The following is a 25577-nucleotide window of genomic DNA, read 5'->3' as shown; positions in this document are numbered from 1 at the left end:
GTTCTTGGACAAATGAAAAGTCGTATTGTATTTCATTTTGGTAACAATTAGTCAATCTGTTATTGTTGTTTTTTTGATTCTTCCGCTTTATGTTCTTGTTTAGTAGCTTTAGATTGTTTTTGTTTCTCTTTTTTCAGTGCATGTGCCTCTTTACGCTCTTGTTTCTCATTTTCTTTTATGGCTTTCTTTTCTGCTTTTTTGGCTTCTTTTGCTTTTTTTCTTGCTTCTTTGGCAACTTGCTTTTCTTCTTTAGGTACTTCAACTTTCACTGGTTCTAATGCATCAGATTTAGCTGTCTGGTCATTAGTTTCTATAGAATTCCCATCTTCAACGATTACTTCTTCTGCAGGTGGAAGTTCAGTTTTGTTTTTTTCTTCCCATTTTTTAATTGCTTTATCAATATTCTTTTGAAGAGCCGCTTTTGCTTTTGGATTGCTGATTTTTTCAATATTCTGTGCTAATGCAAATAAGTTATTACTTAAATAACCACTCGGGATGTTGATAGCAATCGTTTGAAGGTCCTCTACTGAAGTTGTTTCCTCTTTTACATTGAGTAACGCATCTTGCAGTTTTACAGTTTCAAAACTTGATGAATCTACTTTTTCAGAATCATTTGCCATGACTTGGATTGATGTTGAAGATATTAAACCAAATGCTAAAATTGCAGAACTAATTTTTATGCATTTTTTCAATGTGTTCCACCCCAAAAATGTCAATTTTTTTCATGTTCATTAAATTATTCGATGCACTAGGTGTTAATTGTGGGGGTAGAAAAAAAGTTAAAAATCAAATCGTATTGGATTGTCAGTTCTTTAGTTAATTTGAATTTGATATGAATCTTCTTTTTTATGAAGTGGGTAAAATGAAATCATAGTTAGCAAAGTATCATTAAAGTCGGCACATTTAATTCCACTGTTTTCCAATACAGCATCTGCCAACGTAGTATCAAAATTTGCCGCCCAGGATAAATAATCCAACGTTTCTTTTTTCAACTCCTAAACTTTTTCTTACCCATTTTGATTGTAGCCCTATTTCTCGTCAAATTCTTGGCAACACCAGTAGCGAGCTCTAGTTGGGATGGAAGAACGATCGCATAGATTGTGTTTACTTTCTTTTGGTTCAACTAACTCTGCAATGAATTGACTTGAAATAAATCCAGGAAATCCTGTAATAAGTGGGATATGCACTGCGTCACCTCCATTAGTTTTTATTTGAATAATACGAAAATTGATGAAATAAAACAACGTCTATTCAATAATATGAATAGACGTTGTTATAATTAAGATGAAGTTTTTTTTGCACTTCCACGCGTTTCTCGGTCAAACAAACTATAAATAACTGGTATGACATAAAGCGTTAATAAAGTAGAACTAATCAACCCACCAATTACGACAATCCCCATTGGTTGATTAATTTCAGTGCCCTCCCCAATGCCAATAGCTAGAGGCAATAAACCCAGAATCGTCGTTAATGCAGTCATTAGAATCGGTCTTACGCGGACTCTTGTAGAAGATACTATTGCATCAATAGAAGACACCCCTTCTGCCTTTCGTTGATTAATAAAATCTACTAACATGATTCCGTTATTTACAACAATTCCGACCAGAATCAATATACCAATTACAGCTGTAATACTAATTGGTGTTTGAGTAATAAAAAGCCCTAATGCCACACCAATAACCATGAGCGGTACTGAGAACATAATGACAAATGGGTATTTAAAAGATTCAAACTGTGCCGCCATTACGATATACACGAGCACAACGGCCAAAATAACAGCAAGAATCATATCATCTATCGCATTATCAAATAATTCTCGATCCCCACCAAAGGTAATTTCTACGTCCTCGGGTAGCTTCTGTTTTTCAATTACTTCGTCAACTTGATCTGACATTTCACCTAAAGACAATGTGGAATCATATTTCACGGTGAAATTCACAGAACTCTCTTGGTCAACTCTGTTTATGGAAACTGGACCTGCCGCAACATCTATGTTCGCAACTTCTTGTAATTCAACAAATAGTCCCGAAGGAGTGCGAAGCTTTAATTTCTTAAGTTGTTCGATACTACTTCGATATTTTTCGTCATATTTAACATAGACGCCGTACACATCATCAGTATCAGTTATGATTTGGGTTGCAAAAGCTCCACGTGTGACACTATTCACCGTCTGAGCAATTTGTGCGGGAGCTAATCCAAAGCCAGTTGCTGAATCTTTGTTTACCGTCATTTGAATTTCATCAATCGTATTCACTAGATCATTCGTCATTTCTGTTACAGCCGGTAATTCACTTAATGAATCCTGAAGTTCAGTTACTGTATGATTTAAGCGTTGTTTATCCGTATCGGTTACTGTAAATGATAAAGAATTAGGTGTGGAACCTGCGGCAGTCTGTAAATTAAAACTTACATTAGCAACTTTTCCGATTTCTTTTAGTACGGTTGGTTGCACGTCTTCCACAAACTCAAAAATCGATCGATCTCGTTCATCCAATGCTACCAATTTGATAAACATTTCTGCTCGGTTAGATTCAGAAGACCCTTGTGACTGTCCCTGTTGTGTTCCACCAACTAAACTCACAAAAACATCTACATCTTTTTCTTTCTTGATGAGCTTCTCTATTTTTGTAACAACTTCTTTAGTTGCCGCAACAGAAGAACCGTTTTCAAGTACAACATTGACACTTACGAATCCTTCATCTGTTGCAGGTAAAAATTCTGTTCCTACTTTGAATAAACCCAATACGCCAACTCCGAGCATGACCGCCGTCATGACAAGGATTAAAAGTCGATGGCTAAGTGCCCATTTTACGGAGCGTTCAAAGTTATTGTATGATTTTGAACGTCTGCGTTTTGCTTCGATGTTCCCTTTTGGTTTTTTCATCAAACGACTGGCAAGCATGGGAATGACAGTCAATGCAACAACTAGAGACGCTACTAAACTAAATGAAATGGTTAATGCAAATTCCGTGAAGATTTGTCCAATTAAACCAGTGATAAAGATAACAGGCACAAAAACTGCCACTGTCGTCAAAGTAGATGCCGTTATTGCCCCTGCCACTTCTCTTGTTCCTTCTAAAGCTGCGGTTCTCGGATCTTTATTCATAGTTAAATGTCGTTCAATATTTTCAATAACCACAATTGCGTTATCGACTAACATCCCAATACCAAGGGCCAATGCACCCAGCGTCATGATGTTTAAGGCAAAGTCCGCAAAATACATAAGCACAAATGTGACAATGACAGAATAAGGAATCGAAATCCCAATAATAATAGGACTCTTAATACCGCGTAAAAAAACAAATAATACCAGCATGGCAAAAAGCCCACCAAATATTAGTGAAGATCCAATATTCCCAATAGCCAGTTTGACATAGTCCCCTTGGTCAAACAAAATGTCAGCTTCAACACCTTTAAACTCGTCCTTTTGTAAAAGTTGATCAAGCGATTTCTTAAATGATGTGGAAACATCCGCGGTATTAGCTCCAGATTCCTGCAATACAGACATTAACACGGCGGGGTTTTCATTGGTCCGAGTTTCTATTGTGGTTTCCTGTTCGGTAAGGGAAACTTTGGCTATATCAGCTATTGTTACATTTTTCCCATCTAACGGATTGACAGTAACCACTAAGTCTTGGATATCCTCAACAGTTGTCAACGTGCTTACAATACGGGTTGTTAATTGTTTTCCCGCTTCTGTTTCAATCGGGTTCCCAGGAAATGAAATATTGTTTGCTTGAATTAGTTGAACAATATCCGATTGTGCCAACCCTTTTTCTTCAAGTTTGTTTTGATCAAGCAATATTTGTACTTCTTCAACTAATGCGCCAGAAATATTAACACTGGCTACGCCCTCTGTTCGACGTAATTCTTTTTCTAATTGTTCGGCAATTAACCGTACATCCCCTGCATCTTCAGCTGCACGCAGTGAAAGCTGAATCACAGGAAATTGAGAAGGGTCGAATTTCATAAATCTCGGTTTTTGTGATTCATCTGGTACAGGTGTTTGATCGATACGTTGCATGATGTCTGCTTGTACATCTTCAATATTGGTTGTCCACTCAAATTCTAATAAAATGAAGTTTGCCCCTTCTTGTGAAGTCGAGTGGAGTGTTTTTATTCCTGGTAACGTAGACAAACTTTTTTCCAGAGGTTTTGTCACTTTTTCACTTACTTCAGTCGGGCTTGCACCAGGATAACTTGTAACGACAACTCCAATAGGTGGGTTTATTTCAGGAATGAGGGTGACAGGTATTTTAAAGAAAGATACAGCACCTAAAATAATAACTAAAAACATGACAACAATTGTAAATACGGGGCGTTTTATGGAAAAATCGCTAATTCTCATTCATGGAATTCCTTTCTTAAGAAAACTTCTCTACCTATCATATTCTTTACAACAAGTTACTTCAAATGTGAGTCTTTTGAAAAGTAGTCCAGTCACAATATTTTTAAGAAGTTGACTAATCACACTTGCTACATGTTGGCTTGTGAAAAATTCAACGCTCAAAATCGGATGTTTATCGCTCACATTGAGTATCTTAACGCTCAAACATATCTCATAACCAATTTTCCTTGTTGAATCAATTATAGCCAATCTTCTATAAGAAAAAGCCTGTCACATGACAGGCTTTTTTCCTTACAACAAGCTATATAATTCAATGCTGTCATTTTTATCTTGGAACCAACGCATCGCAAAATCATTTTCAAATAAAAATACGTATCGATCATAGCGATCGCGTACTAACATACTACGAGGGCTCGACATCGATTCTTGTACTTCACTTTGGTTGACAATCCAACGTGCAATTTTATTTCCGATAGGTTCCATTCTTACTTCGACATTATATTCAGCTCTCATACGATGTTCGAATACTTCAAATTGAAGTTGACCAACCGCTCCTAAAATTACATCCTCGGTATGAAGGGTTTTATAATATTGAATTGCACCTTCTTGAACTAATTGCATGATCCCTTTGTGGAAATGCTTAGATTTCATTACATTCTTAGCTGTTACACGGACAAATAATTCAGGTGTGAATTGCGGTAGTTTTTCGTAATTGAAGATTTTTTTCCCGCCGGTAATCGTATCACCGATTTGGTAGGTTCCAGTATCATGTAACCCAATAATATCCCCAGCTACTGCTTCATCCACTGTTTCCCGGTCATCGGCTAAAAATTGAGTCGATTGTGTTAATTTAAACGTTTTACCTGTACGAGAATGGGTCACAGTCATTCCACGTTCAAATTTGCCTGATACAATACGAACGAAAGCAATACGATCACGATGAGCTGGATTCATATTGGCCTGGATTTTGAAGATAAAGCCTGAAAAATCCTCTGATACCGGATTAATTACTACATCTGCATCCGTTTTACGTGGTTGTGGTGTTGGAGCAAATTGCAAATAAGTATCCAGGAATGTCTGAACCCCAAAATTCGTTAGAGCACTTCCGAAGAATACAGGCGTCATTTTACCATTTTTCAATTTTTCATGATCAAAGTCATTACCTGCTTCATTCAACAACATAATATCATCTAAGGCTTGTGTATAATATGAAGTTTGTTTCATTGAATGATCAACAGCTAACCCTCCATCTTCATCTAAAGGTAAAAAACGTTCATGTTCTTCGGTACGGAATTGTTCAATACGATGATTAAAGCGGTCGTAAATCCCTAAAAACTCTTTCCCCATACCAATTGGCCAGTTCATTGCATACGATTCAATTTCTAGTACTTCCTCTAATTCTTCCATCAATGCGAGAGGTTCTTTCCCTTGACGGTCCAATTTATTGATAAACGTAAAGATTGGAATCCCACGTAATCGACATACCTTAAATAATTTTATTGTTTGAGCTTCAATCCCTTTTGCTGCATCCACAATCATCACCGCACTATCAACTGCCATGAGTGTACGGTACGTATCTTCACTGAAATCTTGGTGACCAGGTGTATCTAATATATTGATTCGGCAATCATTGTAATCAAATTGCATAACCGATGATGTAACAGAAATCCCACGTTGCTTTTCTATTTCCATCCAGTCGGATGTCGCAAATTTACCGGTTTTCTTAGCCTTTACTGTTCCCGCATCACGAATGGCACCACCGAAAAACAGTAGTTTTTCTGTCATCGTTGTTTTACCGGCATCGGGATGCGAAATGATAGCAAATGTTCTTCTTGCCTGTATTTGGTCTTGAACTTGGTTTGTCATGAATGGGTATTCTCCTTCTTTTTTTCCTTTTCAATCATATGGACTTTTCCACTAAAATACAAGTACATTAGATGTCGAAAGAACCGATCAACTTTCGTGATCGGTTCTTCGTTACTTGCGGGATGTGGAATCTTGGAATTTCAACTTACCAGCTGACAATGCAATTTCCCCGTCACTATGAGGATATTTTGTGCGTCCAATAATTTGATAATCTTCATGTCCTTTGCCTGCAAAGATAATGATATCACCAGGTTCAGCAATCATAATTGCGTGACGGACGGCCGCTTCACGGTCGCCAATACATGCATAATTTCCATGAAGCATTCCTTTTTCTAGATCACTTACTATCGACTCATAAGGTTCTTCCCGTGGATCATCTGTCGTCAAGATCACATAATCAGCAACCGATGCTTTTTCTGCCATTGCCGGACGTTTTGATCGATCACGGTTACCACCTGTTCCTACTAAAAAAATCAGTCGATTCGTTTTGTAAGGCAGCACAGATGAAATCGCTTTTTCAATCGCGTCAGGTGTATGTGCATAATCAATAAAAATGGAAATTGGTAAATCGCTTTCCAGCTTCTCCATGCGGCCTTTTACTGGCGGGATTTTTTCAAGTTGTTCAATTATTTCTTTTAAAGAATACCCCTGCGTATACAGTGCCACAGTTGCAGCAAGTGCGTTGTATACATTAAATTCTCCCAGCAAGTTCATGCGTACAGGAAAATTGCCTTCAGGCGTTTTCATCTCAAATTGTGTGCAATCCGATTGAAGTCGGATGTTCAGACCCTGGAAGTGGGCATCTTTGTGAATCGCGTATGTCCATACAGGATAACCCGTCATTTCCTTCAAGCGTTCAGACCATGCATCATCTGCGTTGACGATGGCATGTTTTGCCCGCTCCATGTCTTGCCCCAATTGGGAAAACAATAAGCCCTTCGCTTGACCATATTGTTCCATTGTACCGTGGAAATCCAAATGATCATGCGTCAAGTTTGTGAAAATCGCAATGTCAAATTCCACTCCCGTTAAACGGCCAAGTACCAATCCATGGGATGAGACTTCCATAATCATCGTTTTACAGTCTTCGCTTTTGGCACGATGAATCATCTGTTGTGTATTAAGTGCATCGCTTGTTGTATTCGCGGAGTCATAAAGCACTCCATTTAAGTTAAATCCAATGGTCCCTGTCAATGCCGACCTCACATTTAACCCTTGCAACATGTTTTGTAAGATTCCGCTAACACTGGTTTTCCCATTTGTTCCAGTAATCCCAATCATGGTCATGTCTTTTGATGGGTACCCATAGAATTTGGACGCAAGTAAACCGATTGCACGCGTTGTATTATCAACAATCACGCAAGCAACACGTGAATAGTCCAACTCAAGATACTTTTCGGAAACAATTATTTTTGCACCACTTTCAATTGCTTGTAAAACGTAATCATGTCCATCCACGGTATAACCTTTAATGCAGATAAAAACACTTTCTGGTTGTACACTTCGTGAATCAATTGCCAAATCAAATACTTCTTTTGGAAGGTTGCCGTGAATTTCTTTTACCGGCAAACAACTGATTAAGTCAGTTGACTGCATTTTTGTTCCTCCTATTTTGTCTCCATTGGAGAGAGCACGTACGCTTCTAGTAGTGCTGCCGTATTTTTTAGTGAATCTATATGAGTGCGCTCGAATGCGTGAGAAGCCTCGATACCTGGCCCAAACAATGCATGCTTCACATCAAACCCTGCACGAATTGCAGCGGAAGCATCTGAACCATAAAATGGATAAATATCGAGTTTATAGTCTATGTTCTGTTCTTTTGCTAGCGCAACTAGTTTACGCGTCAACTCATAGTGATATGGTCCAGATGAATCTTTGGCGCAGATCGACACTGTATATTCATCAGAAGTTTGTCCGTCACCGATTGCCCCCATATCTACGGCAATATACTCGACGACTTCCGCTGGTATATTGGAATTCCCTCCGTAGCCAATCTCTTCATTGTTTGATATATAAAAATGAGTAGTGTTCGGGAGTATCAAATTATTTTCATTTATTGAAGCAAGCAATCGCAATAATAACGCTGTACTTGCCTTATCGTCTAAATGACGTGATTTAATAAAGCCAGATTCCGTTTGTTCGAATCTTGGATCGAATGATACAAAATCACCAACCTCGATGCCAAGTTTAAGCGTGTCATCCGCATTCATTACTTTTTCATCTAATCGAACTTCAATATTTTCAATGTTGCGTTCTGCCGATCCTGCATTTTTGTAAACATGGACAGTGGTTTGATGCATCAGAATGGTCCCACGAACTTTTTTACCAGAAGCGGTATGTATGTGACAATATTCTCCCTCGACCGAATTCCAGTTGAAACCACCAATCATCGATAGTTTCAAACGACCGCTTGCTTTTATTTCTTTTACCATTGCCCCTAAAGTGTCCGTATGAGCAGTCAGGAGTCTATGATTAGACTTATCTTTTCCTTCAATCGTGGCAATTAACGCACCTTTGTTTGTTTTTATATACGGTACTTGTATGTCGTCTAAAATGGTTGCCATAAATTGCATGATTTCGTTGGTATATCCAGAAGGACTTGGAATTTCTACTAGTCGTTGAAGTAACTGCACTGTTTCTTTTTCTTTGAATGTGTTTGTCATCAAAATCCCCCCAATATATTCATCATACCAAATTCTTCATGTCCTCACATCGGGAAATCATGTATGATATAGAGACAAGTATTTCTACATGAGGTGAAGAATGGAAAAATCATTAATTAATCAAAAGCGAAACCGATTATTTCTCCATTTATTTGCGATTGGTTTACTTTTTCATACTTTGTCTACCTTATTTATTCCATTTGAATTCACATCAACAATTCCTTACTTAGCTATTGTCTATTGCTTAGTTTTATATATTCTCCAAAAAGTTTCCATACCCGATCGATGTCTACAGATATTAATTCTAGGCGGATTGAATGGTTTTATCTTTTATTTCAATTTCGAATCACCTTACTACATACATATCTTGCTGTTTATTTACCCAGTCTTTGTGGCTTCATTATACCATTCAATTATACCAAGTTTAATTCTTTTACCTATTTCCCTGATTGAAATTAGTTACTTATTTACTCGATTTTTTAATGGATATCAATCAACCATTGAATTTGCAGACTTATACGTTATATTGTTTTTACTATTTTTGATGTGTTTAACAGCCATTATGCATTCTCTTTTCATTCAGAAAGCATGGAATCGAATGGTCGAACAGCAATTTAATCTAGAGCGAGCTCTTGATTCAAAAGAAGGCTACTTACACTTATTCTTCGAAAACGCCAAGGACGGAATTGCAGTATTTGACTTGAATTCACGTATCATTGAAATAAATCCCGCTTTTGAAGATATCTATGGATGGAATCGTAAGGAATGTATTGGGAAAAGAATCCCACTTGTGCCACCGAATAATACGGAAGAAGCTAATCAGCGCCTTGAACAAATATTACTAGGTGAAAGTTTTCATTCAATCGAAACGAAAGAAATGAGAAAAGATGGCAGATTTTTTGACGCACAACTTACGCTCAGTCCCATTATTAATAAAAGCGGTGAAATGGTGGCCATGTCTTTGATTACACGCGATATTTCATATCGTAAAGAGGCAGAAAAACTTATTATCCAATCAGATAAATTAAAACTCGCAGGTGAAATTGCAGCTGGTGTGGCACATGAAATCCGAAATCCAATGACCGTTATTTCTGGTTTTATTCAAATGATGAATGAAGATGATCAACATCCCTACCAAACTTATACAAAACTAATCGAGTCGGAACTTGAACGGATTAATTTAATCATCAGTGAATTTTTGGTTCTTTCGAAGCCTCATGTATCCACGGCAAAAGCGTTTGACTTGGAAAGTACGTTGCAAGATGTAGTCCTCCTGTTTAGCCCGGAACTGAATTTACGGGGAATCCTCTTGACGGAATCTTTTAGTGCACCAGATTCCTTCGTCGTTGGCGAACCCAACCAAATCAAGCAAGTGTTTATCAACATCCTGAAGAATTCCATTGAGGCTTTGGATGAAAGAGGCTCACTTGACATCACCACGAATATTGAAGAAGATGGTTTATTAGGAATCCATATACTGGATAATGGGACTGGCATGACGCAAGAAGTGGTCGAACAAATTTTCGAGCCATTCTTCACAACAAAATCTTCGGGTACTGGACTGGGAATGATGATCTCCGAAAAAATCATACATGAACATGGTGGGACAATCAAGATTGCCAGTAAGGTAGATGTCGGAACGAAAGTCTCGATTTATTTACCCACCAAAGAGCACAAAAAATCAGCGTCCTCCAACTGAATGGAGACGCTGATTTTTATTTAATCATCCTCATTGTTGTCGTCGTCATCTTGTTCTATAGATACATTACCTGAATCAGTATCCACTAAGACATCTACTTCTTTACCACCATCTACAATTTCAATTTTGTAGTATAGTTTAGAATGTTCCTTTTCAATTTCTACTTCTTCAACCGTACCGTTTGCTTGTTTTAAGGCTATTTCGATTGCTTCATCCATCGACACTTTGAAGTTTTTCGGATCAGTTATAGCGTTACTCCAATCAGATTCACTGACAGAATCATCATTGTCATCATCACTGGACTGTTCACTTTTCAATACTTCACCAGTGAAGGCATCCATATCCAGTTCATATTCAATCCCATCTTTGTGAATCTCCACTTCATAAATGAACCCACGTGATTTTTGCTCCATTTCTACTTTTGTCACGGTTCCATCGACAACTGCTAATGCTTTTTCAGATATTTCTTCATTCGTCAACTTGTCTTTTTGTTGATTTGCGACATTATCCTTTGACATGTTTTCATTGGCTCCTGCGACGAGTGCAATACTACCAAGAACTAATACACCTGTAATGATTGGGATAATCATCCACTTGTTTTTCAAATTCATCATTTTACTTCCTCCTTGTTTGTTGTTAATTTCATATTAACTGAACAACATGAGAGAACTCGGAGAGTATTATGAGAATTTGATGAGAATTTCAATCATTTTCCGAATCATTATTACGATCATCGTCTGAATCATCTTGATCATCCCATGTTACGCTGAGAATTTCACCTGACACACCGTGCACTTGAATGACGGCTTCTTGATCATCATCCGATTCGATTTCAATTAGATAATATCCACCATCTGACGTCTCTTCATAAACAATGTATTCCACTTTTCCATTTAATTGTGTTTTAGCTTTCATAATGGCTTGTTCCTTCGTAAGCAATGCTTGTTCTGCGGTCGTTTGTTTTTCAATTGTATCCAGTACAATCCCTGTATTTGCGTCAATAGAGAGAGTGATCAATGTTTCATCTATAGACATCTCTACTGAATACATCGGTGGCTCTGACTGGCTGTTTAAGACGATTCGTTCGAGTATACCATCGTATTCTTTCGTAACGTACGCAATAATTTCATCTTGCGACTTTAAGGGAACATCTGGATTTTGAGCTTGTTTCACTAACGCAATTGATATAATGTCTCCATTTAATTTATCTGCCAAAACCTCGTAATTGCCATCATTACGCTCTAGCAGGGCTTTATATTGTCCATTTTTTTGAATGATGTTCGTAACATTTCCCCCATACATTTGTTCAATACGGGATCGCATGATTTCATGGGAAATCTCGCCTTCTGTTTTTGTCAAATTAATTATAAAAATTCCACCTCCTACTAGTAAGATGAAAGTTAGTAGGAGAGGAAGAAACCACGACTTACCAAAAATCGTCATACGTTCGCAACCTTCCTTTATTCAACTCTAATTTTTAGGTAAATCGAGGATAACAATTGTCCCTACTTCCACTATGCTTTCAATTTCCATTTGGACGCCAAGACCTTTTGCTATTTCTTTTGCAAGGGATAATCCTAACCCCGTACCGCCCGTCTTACGATTCCTCGCTTCATCAACCCTATAAAATCGGTCGAAAATTTTTGGTATTGACTCCTTTGGAATACCGATTCCGCAGTCTTTAATCGTAATTATTATCGATTTTTGCGTTTCTTTTACATCCAGTTCAATTTCCTCATTACTATACTTGCGTGCATTATCTAAGAAGATAAATAAAAGTTGTTTTAGTTTTTGTTCATCCGTTTTGTATATCAATGTTTTACCACTAGTATCAACGGTTAGTAGGAACTCTCTTTGATACGCTTGTCTCATCGAGCGAATTGTTTGATCAATTAACACTAGTAAATCTGTATCTTCCCGCTGGAACGATAATTCTTTATCATAACGGGCCAGTTGAAGCATTTGTTCAATCATTTCACGCATTCTCACGGATTCTTGTAAAATCGCTTGAGTAGCTTCATTAATTATTTTCACATCACTTATCTCTCGTCGATTTACAAGGCTTGCATAGCTTTCAATCACGGTTAATGGCGTTTTTAATTCATGAGATGCATCCGATACAAATTGTTCTTGTTTTTTATAATTGCTTTCAAGAAGAATCATTGTGTCATTAAACGTTTTTTCTAGTTGAGCAAGTTCATCTTTTCCATTGTTTATCGTTTTAATTTGTACATAGTTGCCACTATCTTGAATATGTTTCATTGTCCCAATTAATTTCTGTATCGGTTGGGTAACGATTTTCCCAAGAAAGATACTCGATATCAAAATTGGGATGCTCCCTAATAACGTAACACCAATTAAAATAAACGTTAATACGTTTAAATTATTTTCAATATCAGTTAGTACTTGGATAATTTGTAATTGTGAAATCGTGCCGGATGGAGAAATGATTGGCAATGATATAATCAGCATTTTTCTGCCATTTATCGTTTTAACTTCATGTGTTTCTTTTGTCACCGCATCTAGTTTAACTGATGCGATTGTCCCCGTTGTATTGACTGCTACTTCAATTTCACCTGAATCATTAACGATTCGAACACCACCATTTGCAGGTGAATAGGCCCGCAAGACAGTAGCAGGATTCGTGGACACATTCATTTGACTTAATGCTGAAACCAAACCTTCAGATTCTGTTCGTAATTGTTGCAGCTCGGTTTCATAGGCAAGTTGGCTATAAATTAAATAAATGCCAACATTCGTAATGGATAATATCAATAACATTAAAATGGTGGAGTAGAGGTGGATTTTACTTTTTAACTTCATCTGCTTGCTCCCTTAATACATAGCCCACTCCACGGACAGTTTGGATATACTTTGATGCTTCTCCATAATCAATTTTCTTGCGTAAATAACGAATATAGACGTCTACTACATTGGTATCCCCATAATAGTCGTAGCCCCAAACCGATTCAATCAGTTGTTCACGTGACAAAACTTGGTTTGGATGTTTCATCAAATGAAGTAACAAATCAAATTCTCTAGGTGTCAATTCAATGTTTCGTTTTTTCCGATTTACGTCTCGTGATTGTTCGTTAAGGGTTAATTCCTTGAAAACATGGCTTAAGGAATGTTGTTTTTCATTCACAATGTGATCACTTTTTTTGATTCTCAAGTTTGCTCGAATACGAGCAAGTAATTCTTCCATTTGAAAAGGTTTCGTAACGTAATCATTTGCTCCTAAGTCAAGACCAGATACTTTATCTTCCACACTATTTTTGGCGGTCAATAAAATAACAGGTGTATGATTTTCATCAGATCTAATGCGACGTAAAACATCGAGTCCTGACAATCCTGGTAACATTAAATCGAGTAACACCAAATCCCATGATTGTTCACGGTAAGATATTAAGCCATCTGTTCCAGTATTAGCAACGCCAGTGACATATCCTTCAAACTCTAGCTCCAATTGAAGAACACGGGCGATATTTACTTCGTCTTCTATGATTAAAATTCGTTCGTTCATCGTGTGTTCTCCTATTGCTTTCTTTATTTTAATTATCCAATTCTTAAAATTGCTCTACTTATCGGAGAAACGACTTCACAAGCTTCACTTTATTTTTATATGGTGGAAATGCGACATTCACGGAAAACTTGGTACTTTTCTTTAAAATTGATTTAGCGTGGGTGAAGGCTTCAAAACTATATTTTCCATGATATGCATTCATTCCGGAAGATCCCACTCCCCCAAATGGCATATGTGAACTACCTACATGTGAAATGGTATCGTTTATGCAACCTCCGCCAAAAGGCAATTGTTCTAAAAAGTATTCAATCGCTTTATCGTTTTCACTAAATAAGTATGCGGATAATGGTTTTGGCAATTTTCGCACTTGGCTAATCGCGGTCTCTAGACGATCATACGATATGACAGGTAATAATGGACCAAAGATTTCATCTTCCATGGAAGGGCTATTCCAAGAAACTCCGTCTATTATTGTCGGCTCAATATAAAGATCATCTGCGTCCAGATTACCCCCCGCTATTATATGTTGACCTTCTTGCTTGATTAACTGTCGTAGGCGATCAAATTGTTTTGCATTGATGATGCGTCCATAATCCGGACTTGCCTGAACATCTTCTCCGTAAAAATCTTGGATGGCTTGCATGAGTAAATGGATGAACTCGTCTTTCACGGTTTGCTGGACAAGTAAATAATCCGGTGCAACACAAGTCTGACCTGCATTGACAAATTTCCCCCAAGCAATGCGTTTCGCAGCAACAGCTAAGTTAGCTGTGTGATCAATAATCGCAGGACTTTTGCCCCCAAGCTCTAATGTAACGGGTGTTAATCGTTCAGCGGCTGCCTTCATGACCACTTTCCCGACGGCAACACTTCCCGTAAAGAAAATGGTATCAAATGGTGCATGAATGAGTATGGAAGTTTCTTCACGTTCCCCTTCCACTACACGCACATAATTCGGGGTAAATGTTGATTCAATTATTTTGCGAATAATGGCTGCAGTATGGACAGCTGATTCCGAAGGCTTCACGATGGCACAATTGCCACCAATAATTGCTCCGATTAATGGTTCCATGACGAGTTGAAATGGATAGTTAAAAGGCCCAACAATCAGTGCCGATCCATAGGGTTCCCGTACAATAAAACTCTTGGCAGGCATTAAATGAAGAGATGTTTTAACCGGTTCTGGCTTCATCCATTCATCTAAGTTTTTAATCATGAAGCCAATACTGTCTAATACAAACCCTATCTCTGTTGCATAGGCTTCAAATTCACTTTTATGCAAGTCATCATAAAGAGCCTGAAGGATTTCTCGTTCATGATGTTGAATGGCTTGTTTTAAATTACGCAATTGTTGTTTTCGAAATTCTGCAGACCGGGTTGCACCTGTGTAAAAAAAGTCATGTTGTTGCGTGATCATATGTTCGACGTCTTGTGCTGAGAAATTCATGTTTTCACTCCCATCATCTATCACTCTATTTTACTTATTTTAGCGGGTTATCCCAAAGCACGCAAAAAAGACACCTGTAAAACAGGTGTCTAGAAAATTGTTTTTTTCACTTGATCTTCTTTTAACATTTCAACTGCTTCTCTAAAACGCATAGAATGCACATTTTCACGTTCACGCAAGAATCGTAAAGAATCATTTATATAAGGATCATCTGAAATATCGATTAACCATTGATACGTTGCTCTAGCTTTTTCTTCCGCTGCAATATCTTCATATAAATCTGCGATTGGATCGCCTTTTGCTTGAATATAGGCTGCGGTAAATGGAACACCTGCTGCATTATTATAAAATAATGCATGACCATGAGATACAAAATGCTCGCCGAGTCCCGCTTCTTTCATCTGTTCTGGAGTGGCATCTTTCGTCAGTTTGTAAATCATGGTAGCAATCATTTCTAAATGAGCGAATTCCTCAGTAGAAATATCTGTTAGTAAACCAATGATTTTATCTGGAATCGTATAGCGTTGGTTTTGATATCGTAGGGCAGCTGCTAATTCGCCGTCTGCACCCCCATATTGCTCCATCAAATATTTCGCCAATCTGGGATTGGTGTCCCTTACCACTACTGGATACTGAAGTTTCTTATCATAGATCCACAATAAACTCGTTACCTCCCTCTATACTTGCCATGGCCAAGGTGTGCAAGATGCCTGATCACAAGGGCGGGGTGTTAGATTGGTTAGTGGTCCATATAAGGCTTCATAATGTTTTCGAATTTTTTTGGCATATGTCGTTTTTTCGTATAGCTTTTGACATCCTTCAAGGTCATCTGGATGGGTATGCATGTATAAATCCCACTCGATTACATTAAAATCAGCAATTTGCAGTTCATGCATCAATTTTCGCTGTTCTTCGCTCATGAAATACCTTCTTCTTTGGAAAATCCATCAACTAACATCGGCCACACAGATCCGTGGAAAAATGCATCAGAAGGTGAATACTCAGCACAATTTACAGGTTGAAACAGCCACCAGATTGGTGGTGGCAATACAAAAAATTTGGGATGTCCACCATAAGGGACATACACACCTCGATACCAAGATGTATTCATTCTCACACTCCTCATGAATAACTTATGCTGGGCAATGAGAGATGTGTTAGGCAATTACGATAACAAGTCATCAATCCATTGTTGAACAATTAACCCTTCTTCAAATGTCACAAGTGTTGATTCATTGCCGTTTTTCGCTTGATGACAAGCATCCCATAAGGTGCTCGTTGTGTTAGGCAATTGTATTTTTTGTTCAGGTTGATCAATTTCACTCATCCAAAGTTCCGACCAATTTTTTATGGTAAGTACTTTTTTACTGCCAAAAATTTTAAATAATAATAACTCTTCTTGTCCTATACCAGCTAATCCATTAATGAGTATCGGGATGCCCGAGTCTGTATTACCAAGTGCTGTAGTACCATTTTCACATAAAGTTTGATCTTGCGGAAAGACCGTTTGATGAGCCGAAAAAGAAAAATTCCCGAAAAGTCGATACATGATTTGAAAGTAATGTGGAAATACTTCTCTTATAAACCCACCTTGTGAACGAGAACCAATCCATGGATTTTGTTGCCATTTCCTTGGCCAATGCGGGAAATATGTATGAAGTTCAACACGAAGAATATTCCCTAATGTTTCGTCCGCTACTTCTTTCATTAATGTTTGAATAGCTGGGCTATACATAAGTGGAAAATGCATCGCTGTAAGTACGTTTGACTCTTTCGTGCACTCAACCATTTCCACACCACTCTCTACATTATGTGCCAATGGCTTTTCAGAAAGGACATGACATCCGTGGTTGGCAGCGAGTTTTGCTAGTTGGGCATGACTATTAGGAGGGGTTCCAATATACACCCAATCAGGTTTTGTATCGAATAATTCTACTAAAGATGTAGCGATTGGCAAATTATATTTTTTCTGTACTTCTACTAATCGTTGATTATTTTCATCGAAGGTACTTACGATTTCACAATTAGGATTTACTAAAAGTTGGTTAATGATACGTTCACCAACTATGCCAGTTCCAATAATTGCAAATGTTGTCTTTTTCATAAAAAACACTCCTCTAGGTAATAAGACTTTTGGGTCGTCGGTTTTCAGGTCTTTTGATGTATTTATCATATAAAGTCGTTTTGCATCGTAACTTTTTAGGGTAAAGAACAATCAACTCATTAGAACGGTATAAAAGGAGGAAATGGACATGATTAAAACAGAAAATTGGTGGGAACCTATTTTTTCAGGAAATTTAAGCTTAGGAATTAATAAAGAACGATTAAGTGAACTTGAGGAAGAGTCCTTTATTTATTTTAATGATACTGAAGAAAACGATACCCAGGAACACTAAATTTGAACATACAGATAATGAAAGTTATTACATAAAACCGCTTCCCCTTTAACTACTAGGAGAGGCGGTCTTTTTTTGTTCAAATAAATAAAACATGAGGTAATAAACAAACGCACTGATAACAGACAAAATCGCGATAATTGTAAAAGTCCAAAAGAATCCAAACCACACCGTCATCGGAATGGAAAGCGGAGCGATCATACGTCCAATCGTATATCGAAGACTAGCTGCTGCAAAATACTGCCCTCGCATATTTTCTGGGGCTAACTTAGAAATAAAGCTCTGCTGTAACCCAACGATCATCAACTCCCCAAACGTGAAGATTGCCATGGCTAATACAAAGATCCAGAACAAATCGAATATAGAAAAAATGACCATCGCAATCGTATATAAAATGGAGGACACAAAAAACACATTCTTTTCACTGAAAGAAGAAACAAATCGAGTAACGGCAACTGTCAGTATCGCCACTAGCAAACCGTTTTCTGATATTAATAGACTAAATGCTAGTTCTCCTGTTAACTTAACTTCATTGCCAAACCATGTACCAAGTGATTGATTACCAATCACTTCTTTCACATAAACAGGTAGTAACAAATCCAATTGCATAAATGTTTGAGCACTTAAAATTCCTGCAATAATGAACAGTAAAAAGAGTTTATCTTTCAAAATGACTCCATAATCCTTTACCTGTGTTTGAATCGCATACATAAATCCTTTCGGCACATCATTTGCTAATTGCTCTGGATTAATCGGCAAAGTCTCTTTTGTGAATTTGATTAAAATCCATGCAAGCAATATGCAAACAAGACCTGAAGCTACCATCAATCCAAATCGATAACTGAAAAAGAAAATGCCTCCTAAAATTGGACCAACAACTACTGCAATATTTACCGAAGTATAAAACACTGCAAAAACGTCACTTCGATGTTCTTCTGGAACAACATCAGCGACCATCGCTTGACTTGCAGGCCAATACAGCGAACCGAAAACACTTGCAATTGTAAAGGCAATAAACCCTAAACCAGGTGAATCCAGGAGTGGTGAGTTAGCCAAGGCAAATAAGAAGAATGCTCCTCCTTGCCCAAAAGAGGATAATACCATCATCGTTCGTCTACCAAACTGATCTGCACAATATCCACCGACTAAATTAGCAGCTACTGAAAAAACTTGTGATAGAATCAGTAATAAACCCGCTGTAGTTTTGCCAAATTCTTCAGCAAAATAAATGGCAAGGAACGGAAAAAACATCCAAAACGTAATGTTCATAAATGCTTCTCCAATTAACCTTGCTTTCAAACTTCGATCCCAATCTTTTATTCTCATGATGTTTTCTCCCTAAGATGTATAACTTTTAGTAGTATTCAAAAAGGTGCACTTTCAGCATCCTCCCTGCGACCCCAACAAACATTTGCCTGACTTTTTGAACAACTCTAACTTTAAATATTTTAACATGAAGGTCAGTACCTTTTACATACTAATTTAGACTGAGTTATTCAATGCTTCTCCATAAATAGAGGGAAGCGTAGCTTAAATAAGGTGACCACTTTGGAAAGTGTGCCGAAATTTCATCAGCTTTTGGCTTTTCCACAAGATTCCACTGCTTTTTCAAAGCATTTTGCAAACCGATATCTGCCAGTGGGAATAGATTTGGTCTGCCTAAACCGAACAACAAAAAGCTACCAGCTGTCCATGGGCCAATTCCACGATACTTCACAAGTGTTTGCATAATCCGTTCATCCTCTTGATGTGCTAACTCCTCAAGATTAAGTTCCCCACTGGCAATGGCCTGCGAAATGCCAATCACATATTCTGCTTTCCTCGTGCTAAATTGAAGTTCACGCAGCGTTTCAACTGTTAATTGAGCGATTATTTCAGGCTGTGGATAAAACCAAACGCCTTCTACTTCTTCACCAAACGTTTGGACAAAACGTGTGGTCAGTGTATGGGCAAAGGATAGGTTTAATTGTTGATGAATAATGCTCTTTACTAGCGTTGCATACAAAGAAAATTCCCGAATGATCGGTGTCCCACGATGCTCTTCAAAGAGCTTGGCTAAATTAGTGTTTGCAAAATGGTCGTGAATGGGTTGTAAGGAACGATCAAAATGAAATATTTCTTTTATAGATTGTAATTGTGATTCGCTAAAAGTTCCTTCAATCTGAAATGATGGGTTGTCTGTTGTCCCAGTAGCTTGGATTTTACAGATTTTCTTTTCATTCGTTTGAACTAAAACAAAACGTTGCTCTTTATTCAAAGAAATTATTGGGTCCATTGAAAGCCGTTCTAGTACACGTTCGAAATCATATGGAAAAGGTAATTGCAAATTTACTATCATAGTATATTTCCTTTCTATTCAGATATATTAGATTAGCAGATTATGATACGATATAGTAGTCCTTATTCACCATGAAAAAGAATCAGTTTATTCTATAAAGTATAATTGAAAAACTGATATCCGCATAAATTTTTTTTGTAAAGGAGCTATCGATCATGCAATTATTAGTATTACGATTGGATTACAAACTGTCGACGAAGTTAGAACAGGATAGTAAAGATTTATATAATGCTTCAAATAGAGGGAAAGAAACACCTCTCCCTCCTCATATCAGCCTATTTTCATTTGATCAAGCGAATCCAGTGGAACTAAGCCAACGCGTACAGCAATGGTGTAAGACTCAAAAACAAATTGATATTTCATTATCATCATTAGGCTTTTTTAAACAACATGGAACATTCTTTGCCGCTCCAGTTGTCACAAAAGAAGTTGAAACTTTCCACCGTGACCTGTATTCGATGATTTCAAATTTACATACACCTGAAATCTCTCCTTATCTACCTGGTCAGTGGGTACCTCATGTGACGCTGATCAATCATGTCCCGCTTACAGTTTGGGGTCCTTTATTCCAAAGAGCTAGTTTAGCGTTTGAACCACTTGCAGGGAAAGCTGTGGCTCTTGAATGTTGGACAATCGTGAACAATCGTGCTCAAACCGACTGGACCTACTTTTTACAATAATCCAGGCGAATTTCTTTATTAGGGCATTGACTATTATTCTATAGAGGCTATAATAGAATTTGTCCTAGTAATAACGATCTTGTAGCTCAGCTGGGAGAGCGCCACCTTGACAGGGTGGAGGTCGCTGGTTCGAGCCCAGTCGGGATCATACTCTAATAACCCATTAGTATTAAGGGTTTAAAGATAAAACACCATCTCTTTTGAGGTGGTGTTTTTCATTGACTTTGGGTCAAAGTGACCGAAAAGTGACCCTTTTTATTTTGAGTGACCAAAAACAAAAAGCCCTTCCACAAGTCACCGTGGTAGAACTATTTTTAATTAATTGAAATAATTAAAATTATACGTCACCTTGAGAATGTCCACGGTGTTATTGTCTAAAGTTGCCCATACCTCACCGACTTGATCACTAACAGAGGAATATTTTTCAGTACCGTCATTTTTTGCTACCACATTTAAACTGTCCCGTGGAGTAATGCCCACTAATGCAAGAATGTCTTTTGGCTCATTCAAAATAAACTTGTTTCCATATATCAGAAGAATAAAAATTCATTCTAACGACCACGTTTTCAATCATATGAAATTTCGTGTAATAATCATCTAAAGTTTAATCGTATGGCAGGTGGATTATCGTTATTTGGTTGACTGAGAGGACTAGCGCCTTCTCTTTTTTTGTGCAAAAAAAACCACTATTTAGGGTGGTTAATATATAAAACTTATTCCATTATCATTAGTGCTACAATGTCTGGTATTGCAATTCGATGTTCACCAAAAGAATCTTCATAACTTAAATATTGTGTACTGATTTCTTGCACAATGCCACGATGAAATGTGTATCTGTCTTCTGCTCACGAAGTAATACGCGTCTCAAGTTTGCCAGTTAAGGCACGTTGAACCTCTTCTTGCATGATCTGTAGGTCATATTCGTCTAATTATGGTCTTTTCACTTTTTCATAGTTCTCTTCGTCTTGACGCAGCACTTTTAAATGCTCCGGCAACATCATTGCTGTCCATTTTTTATTTCCGCGATCAGTATACTATGCTGCATTGTAAATTCCCATGAACTCCTATTGAAATTCTTCCTGGCTCATATCACATTTCGTTCCTTTTGCACGACTGGAATCAATGCAAGTATGTTATCAATTAAAAAAGTGCGTCTATTGTTTCTCAAGAAACAATAAGCTTGGAATGAATCACCGAAAACCTTTAAGACCTTTAATCTTCGTTTCGTAACTTCCCCATTCTTAGGCATATACATGACATCAATAAATTGCCCATTAAGCATTGACTTTAAAAGATTATCTCATTAACCCCTCAATTAAGAATGTATGTTTTATTTAAATGGAAATAATTCCCAATAAACAAAAGGACCACTATGTTTTATGTCTTTTCTTAGTCAACTAAAGCACCCGTTAGTTGAATAAGATATTATAAATTTTAACTCAATATTATATACTAATGATAAATTTAAGGGAACCCATTATATTAGGGTTTCCCATTCTTATTGCAATAACTCAATCCAATAGTAGATTAAGTGACAGCAACTATCGAGTATTAGCTTATGATATTCACTATAATTTATCATCTTAATAAACGATATTATTAATTACCATTCCAATGATAGATTAGTTGCACAACGCCTGAAGAAAACGTTCTTTTATTAACCATTTTTAAGTTTAACCTCTGTTTTATATCAATAAACATCGGTTTTCCTTCTCCCAAAATAACAGGGTGAATAGATAATCTAAATTCATCAACAAGCCCTAAATTTATAAAAGTTGTAATGAGGTTTGCTCCCCCGTATAGCCAGATGTCTTTACCAGGCTTATTCTTCAATTTATTTACTTCTTCAAGAATATTTCCATTTATAAATCTTGCTCGATTATCAGTCCCTATTTGTGTTCTGGAAAACACATATTTCTCTTTACTATGAACCAAGTCCCAAATTTCTTTTTCGCTATCAGCGTCTTCAGTTTTCGGAATATATTGTCCCCATAAATCGTAACTTTTTCTCCCATATAAAATAGTATCAATTTGATTCAAGAAATTAGTGAACCCCATATCAGGATCCATGATGCACCAATCAACTTCTCCATTTTCCCCTTCAATAAAACCATCTAAAGTAACAGCTAAATCTAGAATTATTCTTCTCTGTTTTGCGTTATTTGACATAGCTCTTCCTCCTATTATCATTCAGATATTGTTATATTGTTTCTTCTACCCGATGAATAAAGAATATCCAGCGAATTTATATAAACGTTTTCATTTAATAAGTCGGTGCAGAACTCAATACTGTTACCTTTCCAATTTGCCCAATTATTATTTCTGCCTTTCCCCACATTATTTTTGTTGGTGTTTCTTCTGCTACTGGTAATATTGATATTAACAATATTGGCACTATTAATAATAGATAACAAGAATTGTTTTTTCATGATGTACTATCCCCAGTTTATTTCTCAATATATTCTAGCTAAACAAGTTCTACAAAGCGGGCATCAATCCCTTGTTGGATCGACGCCCCTTTTAGTTGCGCCCAATTGCGGAAGAACGAATATTAATTCTTTGTATTAATTAGCCTTGATATTTATGATACGGCTCACCGTAACATATTAAATTGAGTTTAATAATATTTAAAGCTTATCCACTCGGAAACAAGCAGTTATCTTGTTCAAGGATGTGCAAAACCAAATTTTTTTCAATGTTCTTGTCACAAAATACCCTTTCCAATCGCCTTATTAGTAAACAAAGAATGGAGTGTTTTTTATGAAACAGTATGATGTTGCAATTGTTGGCGGGGGGATTTCAGGGTTAGTAGCATCTATTTATCTAGCCAAGGCCGGTTACTCTGTGATTCTTTTGGAAAAATCCAGACAATTGGGCGGGCGCGGTCTGACAACAAGAAAGAAGAGGGCCATGCTGAATTTAGGAGTGCACGCTTTTTATCAGGATGGGGTAGGTGAATCTGTTTTAAAGGAATTAGAAATAATTATTCAACAATGATGAGATTTTAATGGATAGTACTTACACTAAAGAACTGTTAATCTATACGCAATAAATTTAACAAGCCAAAAGTCTACAATTTATTGTACATAACAAAGTTTTTTTGTCTTGCTTATTTTCCTTTACTCTAAAACTTCATTTAATTATGGTGCGGTTATTCAACTTTAACAGCATTCTTTTACATAGACTTTACTAAAAAAGAGGACACCCAAACAGCGTGATGCTGTCAGGTGCCCTCGTTGAATTTCAATCATATAAGTATACATCCTTCTTTAGTCATTAAACCATTACCGTAAAATGAGAAACAAAGGCTTGTTCTTTTTCAATTTGCAGCGCTTGAATTCTTGCAATTTCTTGTTTTCGTTCTGACGCACAACTAGCTAAATCAAGTTGTGTGATCGTATTGTGATCGATTAACGAAGCGAGAGTATCTGCATCCTTTAGTGCACTATTTACTCCATAGGCACCTGTTGGTGTCATCGTATGTACCGCGTCACCAATTAATGCTACCCCTTTCTCACCCCAGTTTTTACTCGTACTACTAAATACATCTAATAACACGAAATCTTTCCACGAAGTAATATTCTCCCGAACCGTTTGTTCCAGCTCAGGAAATGCATGGATTAACTGATCTATAAATGGCGTAAATGGTTGCTTCCTCAATTGTGCATATGAATCCTCTTCAATACTCCAACCGATTTGAATAAATCCTTTTACCTGTGTAAATAATGACAACTGCATCTCACCAATCAATGCCATTTTTATGGACGGTGTCCAGTTTTCTGGTGCTGGAATTCTTGCCCAAAGCAAATCATATCCGTGATTACGGATTGTATAATCAAGATTTGCTTTTTTTCGAACGGTCGAATAACGACCATCCGCTCCAATTACAAGTTCACTTTCAATTAATACTTTTCTTCCATCCTGCACAGCTTTGACTCCGCAATACAACCCATTCTCGTCTTGTACGAGCTCGTCAACTTTCGTATTCAACATAAACTGGAACGAAGGACATTCCTTGGCTGCTTCAATTATGACTTGCAATAAATGGGCTTGCGGCACGTGTATGCCTAGATGCCCGACATTTGGATCTGGGTAAATCGTTTTAAACAGCTCACCGTTATGCCAATACTCAAGCTGTTCCATCCGTAATAGTCCGAGCTTTTCAACGCGGTCAAATAAATAATGCTTTTTTAAAATGCTTTCTCCTTCTTCATTTAAATGCTCCCCGCGAAACGTTTTACCGATTTGATTTGTTCTCTCGATTAACATTACTGAAACATTTTTCTTGGCTAATAAATAGGCAAGAAGTGCACCTCCTGGACCTGCTCCCACGATACATACATCTACTTTCATCGTCACCGTTCCTCACTTTTACTTCAAATAATTGATATTTAATAATCCAATCTTTTCAAGCTCCTTCTCATAATAGTATCATCATCAAAAACAAATTGTCGAACTGATGAGCTTGACTGATCATGTACAATGAAGAATGTTGAAACTAGCAATCTTGCCTTGTAATAACATCAAAAACATGCTATACTATGTAAATAGCGTTGATTTGACGTCCAACAATCTCGATTCATTATTATAAATAAATTGTTTAACCGAGTCGGTATC

Annotated in this window: 25 protein-coding genes and 1 tRNA gene; 5 read left to right on the top strand and 21 right to left on the bottom strand. The window is 37.2% G+C overall.

The window, feature by feature from the left end:
* Positions 1-59 precede the first annotated feature (59 nt).
* The 6 genes from GY23_RS01110 to GY23_RS01090 all read right to left on the bottom strand — a co-directional run bounded on the left by GY23_RS01110 (position 60) and on the right by GY23_RS01090 (position 8877).
* The gene (locus GY23_RS01110; protein WP_075617363.1) at positions 60-692 is read right to left on the bottom strand and encodes a hypothetical protein; all 633 of its coding nucleotides are present in this window, start codon (positions 690-692) and stop codon (positions 60-62) included.
* A gap of 336 nt (positions 693-1028) precedes the next feature.
* Positions 1029-1187, bottom strand: a complete 159-nt coding sequence (locus tag GY23_RS18135) for a hypothetical protein (RefSeq protein WP_161487552.1) — start codon at positions 1185-1187, stop codon at positions 1029-1031.
* Positions 1188-1279: 92 nt separating this feature from the next.
* Positions 1280-4348 (bottom strand): efflux RND transporter permease subunit, encoded by a 3069-nt coding sequence (locus tag GY23_RS01105; RefSeq protein WP_075617362.1) that lies wholly within the window; start codon positions 4346-4348, stop codon positions 1280-1282.
* A gap of 291 nt (positions 4349-4639) precedes the next feature.
* Positions 4640-6214, bottom strand: a complete 1575-nt coding sequence (locus GY23_RS01100; protein ID WP_075617361.1) for a peptide chain release factor 3 — start codon at positions 6212-6214, stop codon at positions 4640-4642.
* Between the two features lie 111 nt (positions 6215-6325).
* Positions 6326-7810 (bottom strand): UDP-N-acetylmuramoyl-L-alanyl-D-glutamate--2,6-diaminopimelate ligase, encoded by a 1485-nt coding sequence (locus GY23_RS01095; RefSeq protein ID WP_075617360.1) that lies wholly within the window; start codon positions 7808-7810, stop codon positions 6326-6328.
* A gap of 11 nt (positions 7811-7821) precedes the next feature.
* Complete coding sequence (locus GY23_RS01090) at positions 7822-8877, bottom strand: M42 family metallopeptidase (protein WP_075617359.1); 1056 nt, start codon at positions 8875-8877, stop codon at positions 7822-7824.
* Positions 8878-8977: 100 nt separating this feature from the next.
* Between GY23_RS01090 and GY23_RS01085 the strand changes: the two genes are divergently transcribed.
* Entirely contained in the window at positions 8978-10576 is a 1599-nt protein-coding gene (locus GY23_RS01085) for a PAS domain S-box protein (RefSeq protein ID WP_075617358.1), read from the top strand.
* Positions 10577-10596: 20 nt separating this feature from the next.
* On the opposite strand, the gene GY23_RS01080 is transcribed toward GY23_RS01085, so the two are convergent.
* The 9 genes from GY23_RS01080 to GY23_RS01040 all read right to left on the bottom strand — a co-directional run bounded on the left by GY23_RS01080 (position 10597) and on the right by GY23_RS01040 (position 17650).
* Positions 10597-11190 carry a PepSY domain-containing protein gene (locus GY23_RS01080; RefSeq protein ID WP_075617357.1) on the bottom strand — a complete coding sequence of 198 codons (594 nt, stop codon included), beginning with the start codon at positions 11188-11190 and terminating at the stop codon, positions 10597-10599.
* An 88-nt stretch (positions 11191-11278) separates the two neighbouring features.
* Positions 11279-11899 (bottom strand): PepSY domain-containing protein, encoded by a 621-nt coding sequence (locus GY23_RS01075; RefSeq protein WP_211270631.1) that lies wholly within the window; start codon positions 11897-11899, stop codon positions 11279-11281.
* 147 nt (positions 11900-12046) lie between these two features.
* Entirely contained in the window at positions 12047-13399 is a 1353-nt protein-coding gene (locus GY23_RS01070) for a HAMP domain-containing sensor histidine kinase (RefSeq protein ID WP_075617355.1), read from the bottom strand.
* Entirely contained in the window at positions 13383-14099 is a 717-nt protein-coding gene (locus GY23_RS01065) for a response regulator transcription factor (protein ID WP_075617354.1), read from the bottom strand. The genes GY23_RS01070 and GY23_RS01065 overlap by 17 nt, the downstream gene beginning before the upstream one ends.
* A 58-nt stretch (positions 14100-14157) precedes the next feature.
* Positions 14158-15546 (bottom strand): aldehyde dehydrogenase, encoded by a 1389-nt coding sequence (locus GY23_RS01060; protein WP_075617353.1) that lies wholly within the window; start codon positions 15544-15546, stop codon positions 14158-14160.
* A gap of 89 nt (positions 15547-15635) precedes the next feature.
* Positions 15636-16205 (bottom strand): manganese catalase family protein, encoded by a 570-nt coding sequence (locus GY23_RS01055; protein ID WP_075617352.1) that lies wholly within the window; start codon positions 16203-16205, stop codon positions 15636-15638.
* An 18-nt stretch (positions 16206-16223) separates the two neighbouring features.
* Positions 16224-16466 carry a spore coat protein CotJB gene (locus GY23_RS01050; protein ID WP_075617351.1) on the bottom strand — a complete coding sequence of 81 codons (243 nt, stop codon included), beginning with the start codon at positions 16464-16466 and terminating at the stop codon, positions 16224-16226.
* A complete protein-coding gene (locus GY23_RS01045) occupies positions 16463-16657 on the bottom strand; it encodes a hypothetical protein (RefSeq protein WP_245827534.1) in 195 nt (64 codons plus the stop codon). Before GY23_RS01045 ends, GY23_RS01050 begins: the two co-directional genes overlap by 4 nt.
* 54 nt (positions 16658-16711) lie before the next feature.
* On the bottom strand, positions 16712-17650 hold the full coding sequence (locus GY23_RS01040; RefSeq protein ID WP_075617349.1) for a Gfo/Idh/MocA family protein: 939 nt from the start codon (positions 17648-17650) through the stop codon (positions 16712-16714).
* A 148-nt stretch (positions 17651-17798) separates the two neighbouring features.
* Here GY23_RS01040 and GY23_RS18400 point away from each other — a divergent pair, with 148 nt between their 5' ends.
* Positions 17799-17942: a hypothetical protein gene (locus GY23_RS18400; protein ID WP_169834544.1), complete on the top strand. Its 144-nt coding sequence runs from the start codon at positions 17799-17801 to the stop codon at positions 17940-17942.
* A gap of 48 nt (positions 17943-17990) precedes the next feature.
* Here the strand turns inward: GY23_RS18400 and GY23_RS01035 are convergent, their stop codons facing one another.
* Entirely contained in the window at positions 17991-19268 is a 1278-nt protein-coding gene (locus GY23_RS01035; RefSeq protein ID WP_075617348.1) for an MDR family MFS transporter, read from the bottom strand.
* A 166-nt stretch (positions 19269-19434) separates the two neighbouring features.
* The gene (locus GY23_RS01030; protein ID WP_075617347.1) at positions 19435-20280 is read right to left on the bottom strand and encodes a DNA-3-methyladenine glycosylase family protein; all 846 of its coding nucleotides are present in this window, start codon (positions 20278-20280) and stop codon (positions 19435-19437) included.
* A 155-nt stretch (positions 20281-20435) separates the two neighbouring features.
* On the opposite strand from GY23_RS01030, the gene GY23_RS01025 reads away from it, so the two are divergent.
* Positions 20436-20960 (top strand): 2'-5' RNA ligase family protein, encoded by a 525-nt coding sequence (locus tag GY23_RS01025; protein WP_075617346.1) that lies wholly within the window; start codon positions 20436-20438, stop codon positions 20958-20960.
* Between the two features lie 75 nt (positions 20961-21035).
* Positions 21036-21108, top strand: a tRNA-Val gene (locus GY23_RS01020).
* Positions 21109-21278: 170 nt separating this feature from the next.
* Here the strand turns inward: GY23_RS01020 and GY23_RS18130 are convergent.
* The 3 genes from GY23_RS18130 to GY23_RS01000 all read right to left on the bottom strand — a co-directional run bounded on the left by GY23_RS18130 (position 21279) and on the right by GY23_RS01000 (position 23389).
* Complete coding sequence (locus GY23_RS18130) at positions 21279-21470, bottom strand: hypothetical protein (RefSeq protein ID WP_075617345.1); 192 nt, start codon at positions 21468-21470, stop codon at positions 21279-21281.
* A 1089-nt stretch (positions 21471-22559) separates the two neighbouring features.
* Positions 22560-23129 carry a dihydrofolate reductase family protein gene (locus tag GY23_RS01005; RefSeq protein ID WP_075617343.1) on the bottom strand — a complete coding sequence of 190 codons (570 nt, stop codon included), beginning with the start codon at positions 23127-23129 and terminating at the stop codon, positions 22560-22562.
* A 17-nt stretch (positions 23130-23146) separates the two neighbouring features.
* Positions 23147-23389 (bottom strand): hypothetical protein, encoded by a 243-nt coding sequence (locus GY23_RS01000; RefSeq protein WP_075617342.1) that lies wholly within the window; start codon positions 23387-23389, stop codon positions 23147-23149.
* Between the two features lie 331 nt (positions 23390-23720).
* Here GY23_RS01000 and GY23_RS18625 point away from each other — a divergent pair, with 331 nt between their 5' ends.
* Complete coding sequence (locus GY23_RS18625) at positions 23721-23957, top strand: FAD-dependent oxidoreductase (protein WP_075617341.1); 237 nt, start codon at positions 23721-23723, stop codon at positions 23955-23957.
* Between the two features lie 279 nt (positions 23958-24236).
* On the opposite strand, the gene GY23_RS00990 is transcribed toward GY23_RS18625, so the two are convergent.
* Positions 24237-25319, bottom strand: coding sequence for an FAD-dependent monooxygenase (locus GY23_RS00990; protein ID WP_139311058.1), 1083 nt, complete (start codon positions 25317-25319; stop codon positions 24237-24239).
* Positions 25320-25577 lie beyond the last annotated feature (258 nt).

The organism is Paenisporosarcina indica (assembly GCF_001939075.1).
Taxonomy (GTDB): Bacteria; Bacillota; Bacilli; order Bacillales_A; family Planococcaceae; genus Paenisporosarcina; species Paenisporosarcina indica.
The sequence above is the reverse complement of the archived record's forward strand: the minus strand, read 5'-3'. Positions and strand labels throughout refer to the sequence as shown.

Bases quoted from the DNA above. Each gene is read 5' to 3' on its own strand.
- GY23_RS01045 (WP_245827534.1), bottom strand. From the start codon at position 16,657: ATGAATACATCTTGGTATCGAGGTGTGTATGTCCCTTATGGTGGACAT.
- GY23_RS18625 (WP_075617341.1), top strand. From the start codon at position 23,721: ATGAAACAGTATGATGTTGCAATTGTTGGCGGGGGGATTTCAGGGTTA.
- GY23_RS01030 (WP_075617347.1), bottom strand. From the start codon at position 20,280: ATGATAGTAAATTTGCAATTACCTTTTCCATATGATTTCGAACGTGTA.
- GY23_RS01005 (WP_075617343.1), bottom strand. From the start codon at position 23,129: ATGTCAAATAACGCAAAACAGAGAAGAATAATTCTAGATTTAGCTGTT.
- GY23_RS01095 (WP_075617360.1), bottom strand. From the start codon at position 7,810: ATGCAGTCAACTGACTTAATCAGTTGTTTGCCGGTAAAAGAAATTCAC.
- GY23_RS01050 (WP_075617351.1), bottom strand. From the start codon at position 16,466: ATGAGCGAAGAACAGCGAAAATTGATGCATGAACTGCAAATTGCTGAT.
- GY23_RS01085 (WP_075617358.1), top strand. From the start codon at position 8,978: ATGGAAAAATCATTAATTAATCAAAAGCGAAACCGATTATTTCTCCAT.
- GY23_RS01090 (WP_075617359.1), bottom strand. From the start codon at position 8,877: ATGACAAACACATTCAAAGAAAAAGAAACAGTGCAGTTACTTCAACGA.
- GY23_RS01025 (WP_075617346.1), top strand. From the start codon at position 20,436: ATGCAATTATTAGTATTACGATTGGATTACAAACTGTCGACGAAGTTA.
- GY23_RS01105 (WP_075617362.1), bottom strand. From the start codon at position 4,348: ATGAGAATTAGCGATTTTTCCATAAAACGCCCCGTATTTACAATTGTT.
- GY23_RS18400 (WP_169834544.1), top strand. From the start codon at position 17,799: ATGATTAAAACAGAAAATTGGTGGGAACCTATTTTTTCAGGAAATTTA.
- GY23_RS01070 (WP_075617355.1), bottom strand. From the start codon at position 13,399: ATGAAGTTAAAAAGTAAAATCCACCTCTACTCCACCATTTTAATGTTA.
- GY23_RS01040 (WP_075617349.1), bottom strand. From the start codon at position 17,650: ATGAAAAAGACAACATTTGCAATTATTGGAACTGGCATAGTTGGTGAA.
- GY23_RS01000 (WP_075617342.1), bottom strand. From the start codon at position 23,389: ATGAAAAAACAATTCTTGTTATCTATTATTAATAGTGCCAATATTGTT.
- GY23_RS01065 (WP_075617354.1), bottom strand. From the start codon at position 14,099: ATGAACGAACGAATTTTAATCATAGAAGACGAAGTAAATATCGCCCGT.
- GY23_RS01035 (WP_075617348.1), bottom strand. From the start codon at position 19,268: ATGAGAATAAAAGATTGGGATCGAAGTTTGAAAGCAAGGTTAATTGGA.
- GY23_RS01075 (WP_211270631.1), bottom strand. From the start codon at position 11,899: ATGCGATCCCGTATTGAACAAATGTATGGGGGAAATGTTACGAACATC.
- GY23_RS01060 (WP_075617353.1), bottom strand. From the start codon at position 15,546: ATGAATTTCTCAGCACAAGACGTCGAACATATGATCACGCAACAACAT.
- GY23_RS01080 (WP_075617357.1), bottom strand. From the start codon at position 11,190: ATGATGAATTTGAAAAACAAGTGGATGATTATCCCAATCATTACAGGT.
- GY23_RS01100 (WP_075617361.1), bottom strand. From the start codon at position 6,214: ATGACAAACCAAGTTCAAGACCAAATACAGGCAAGAAGAACATTTGCT.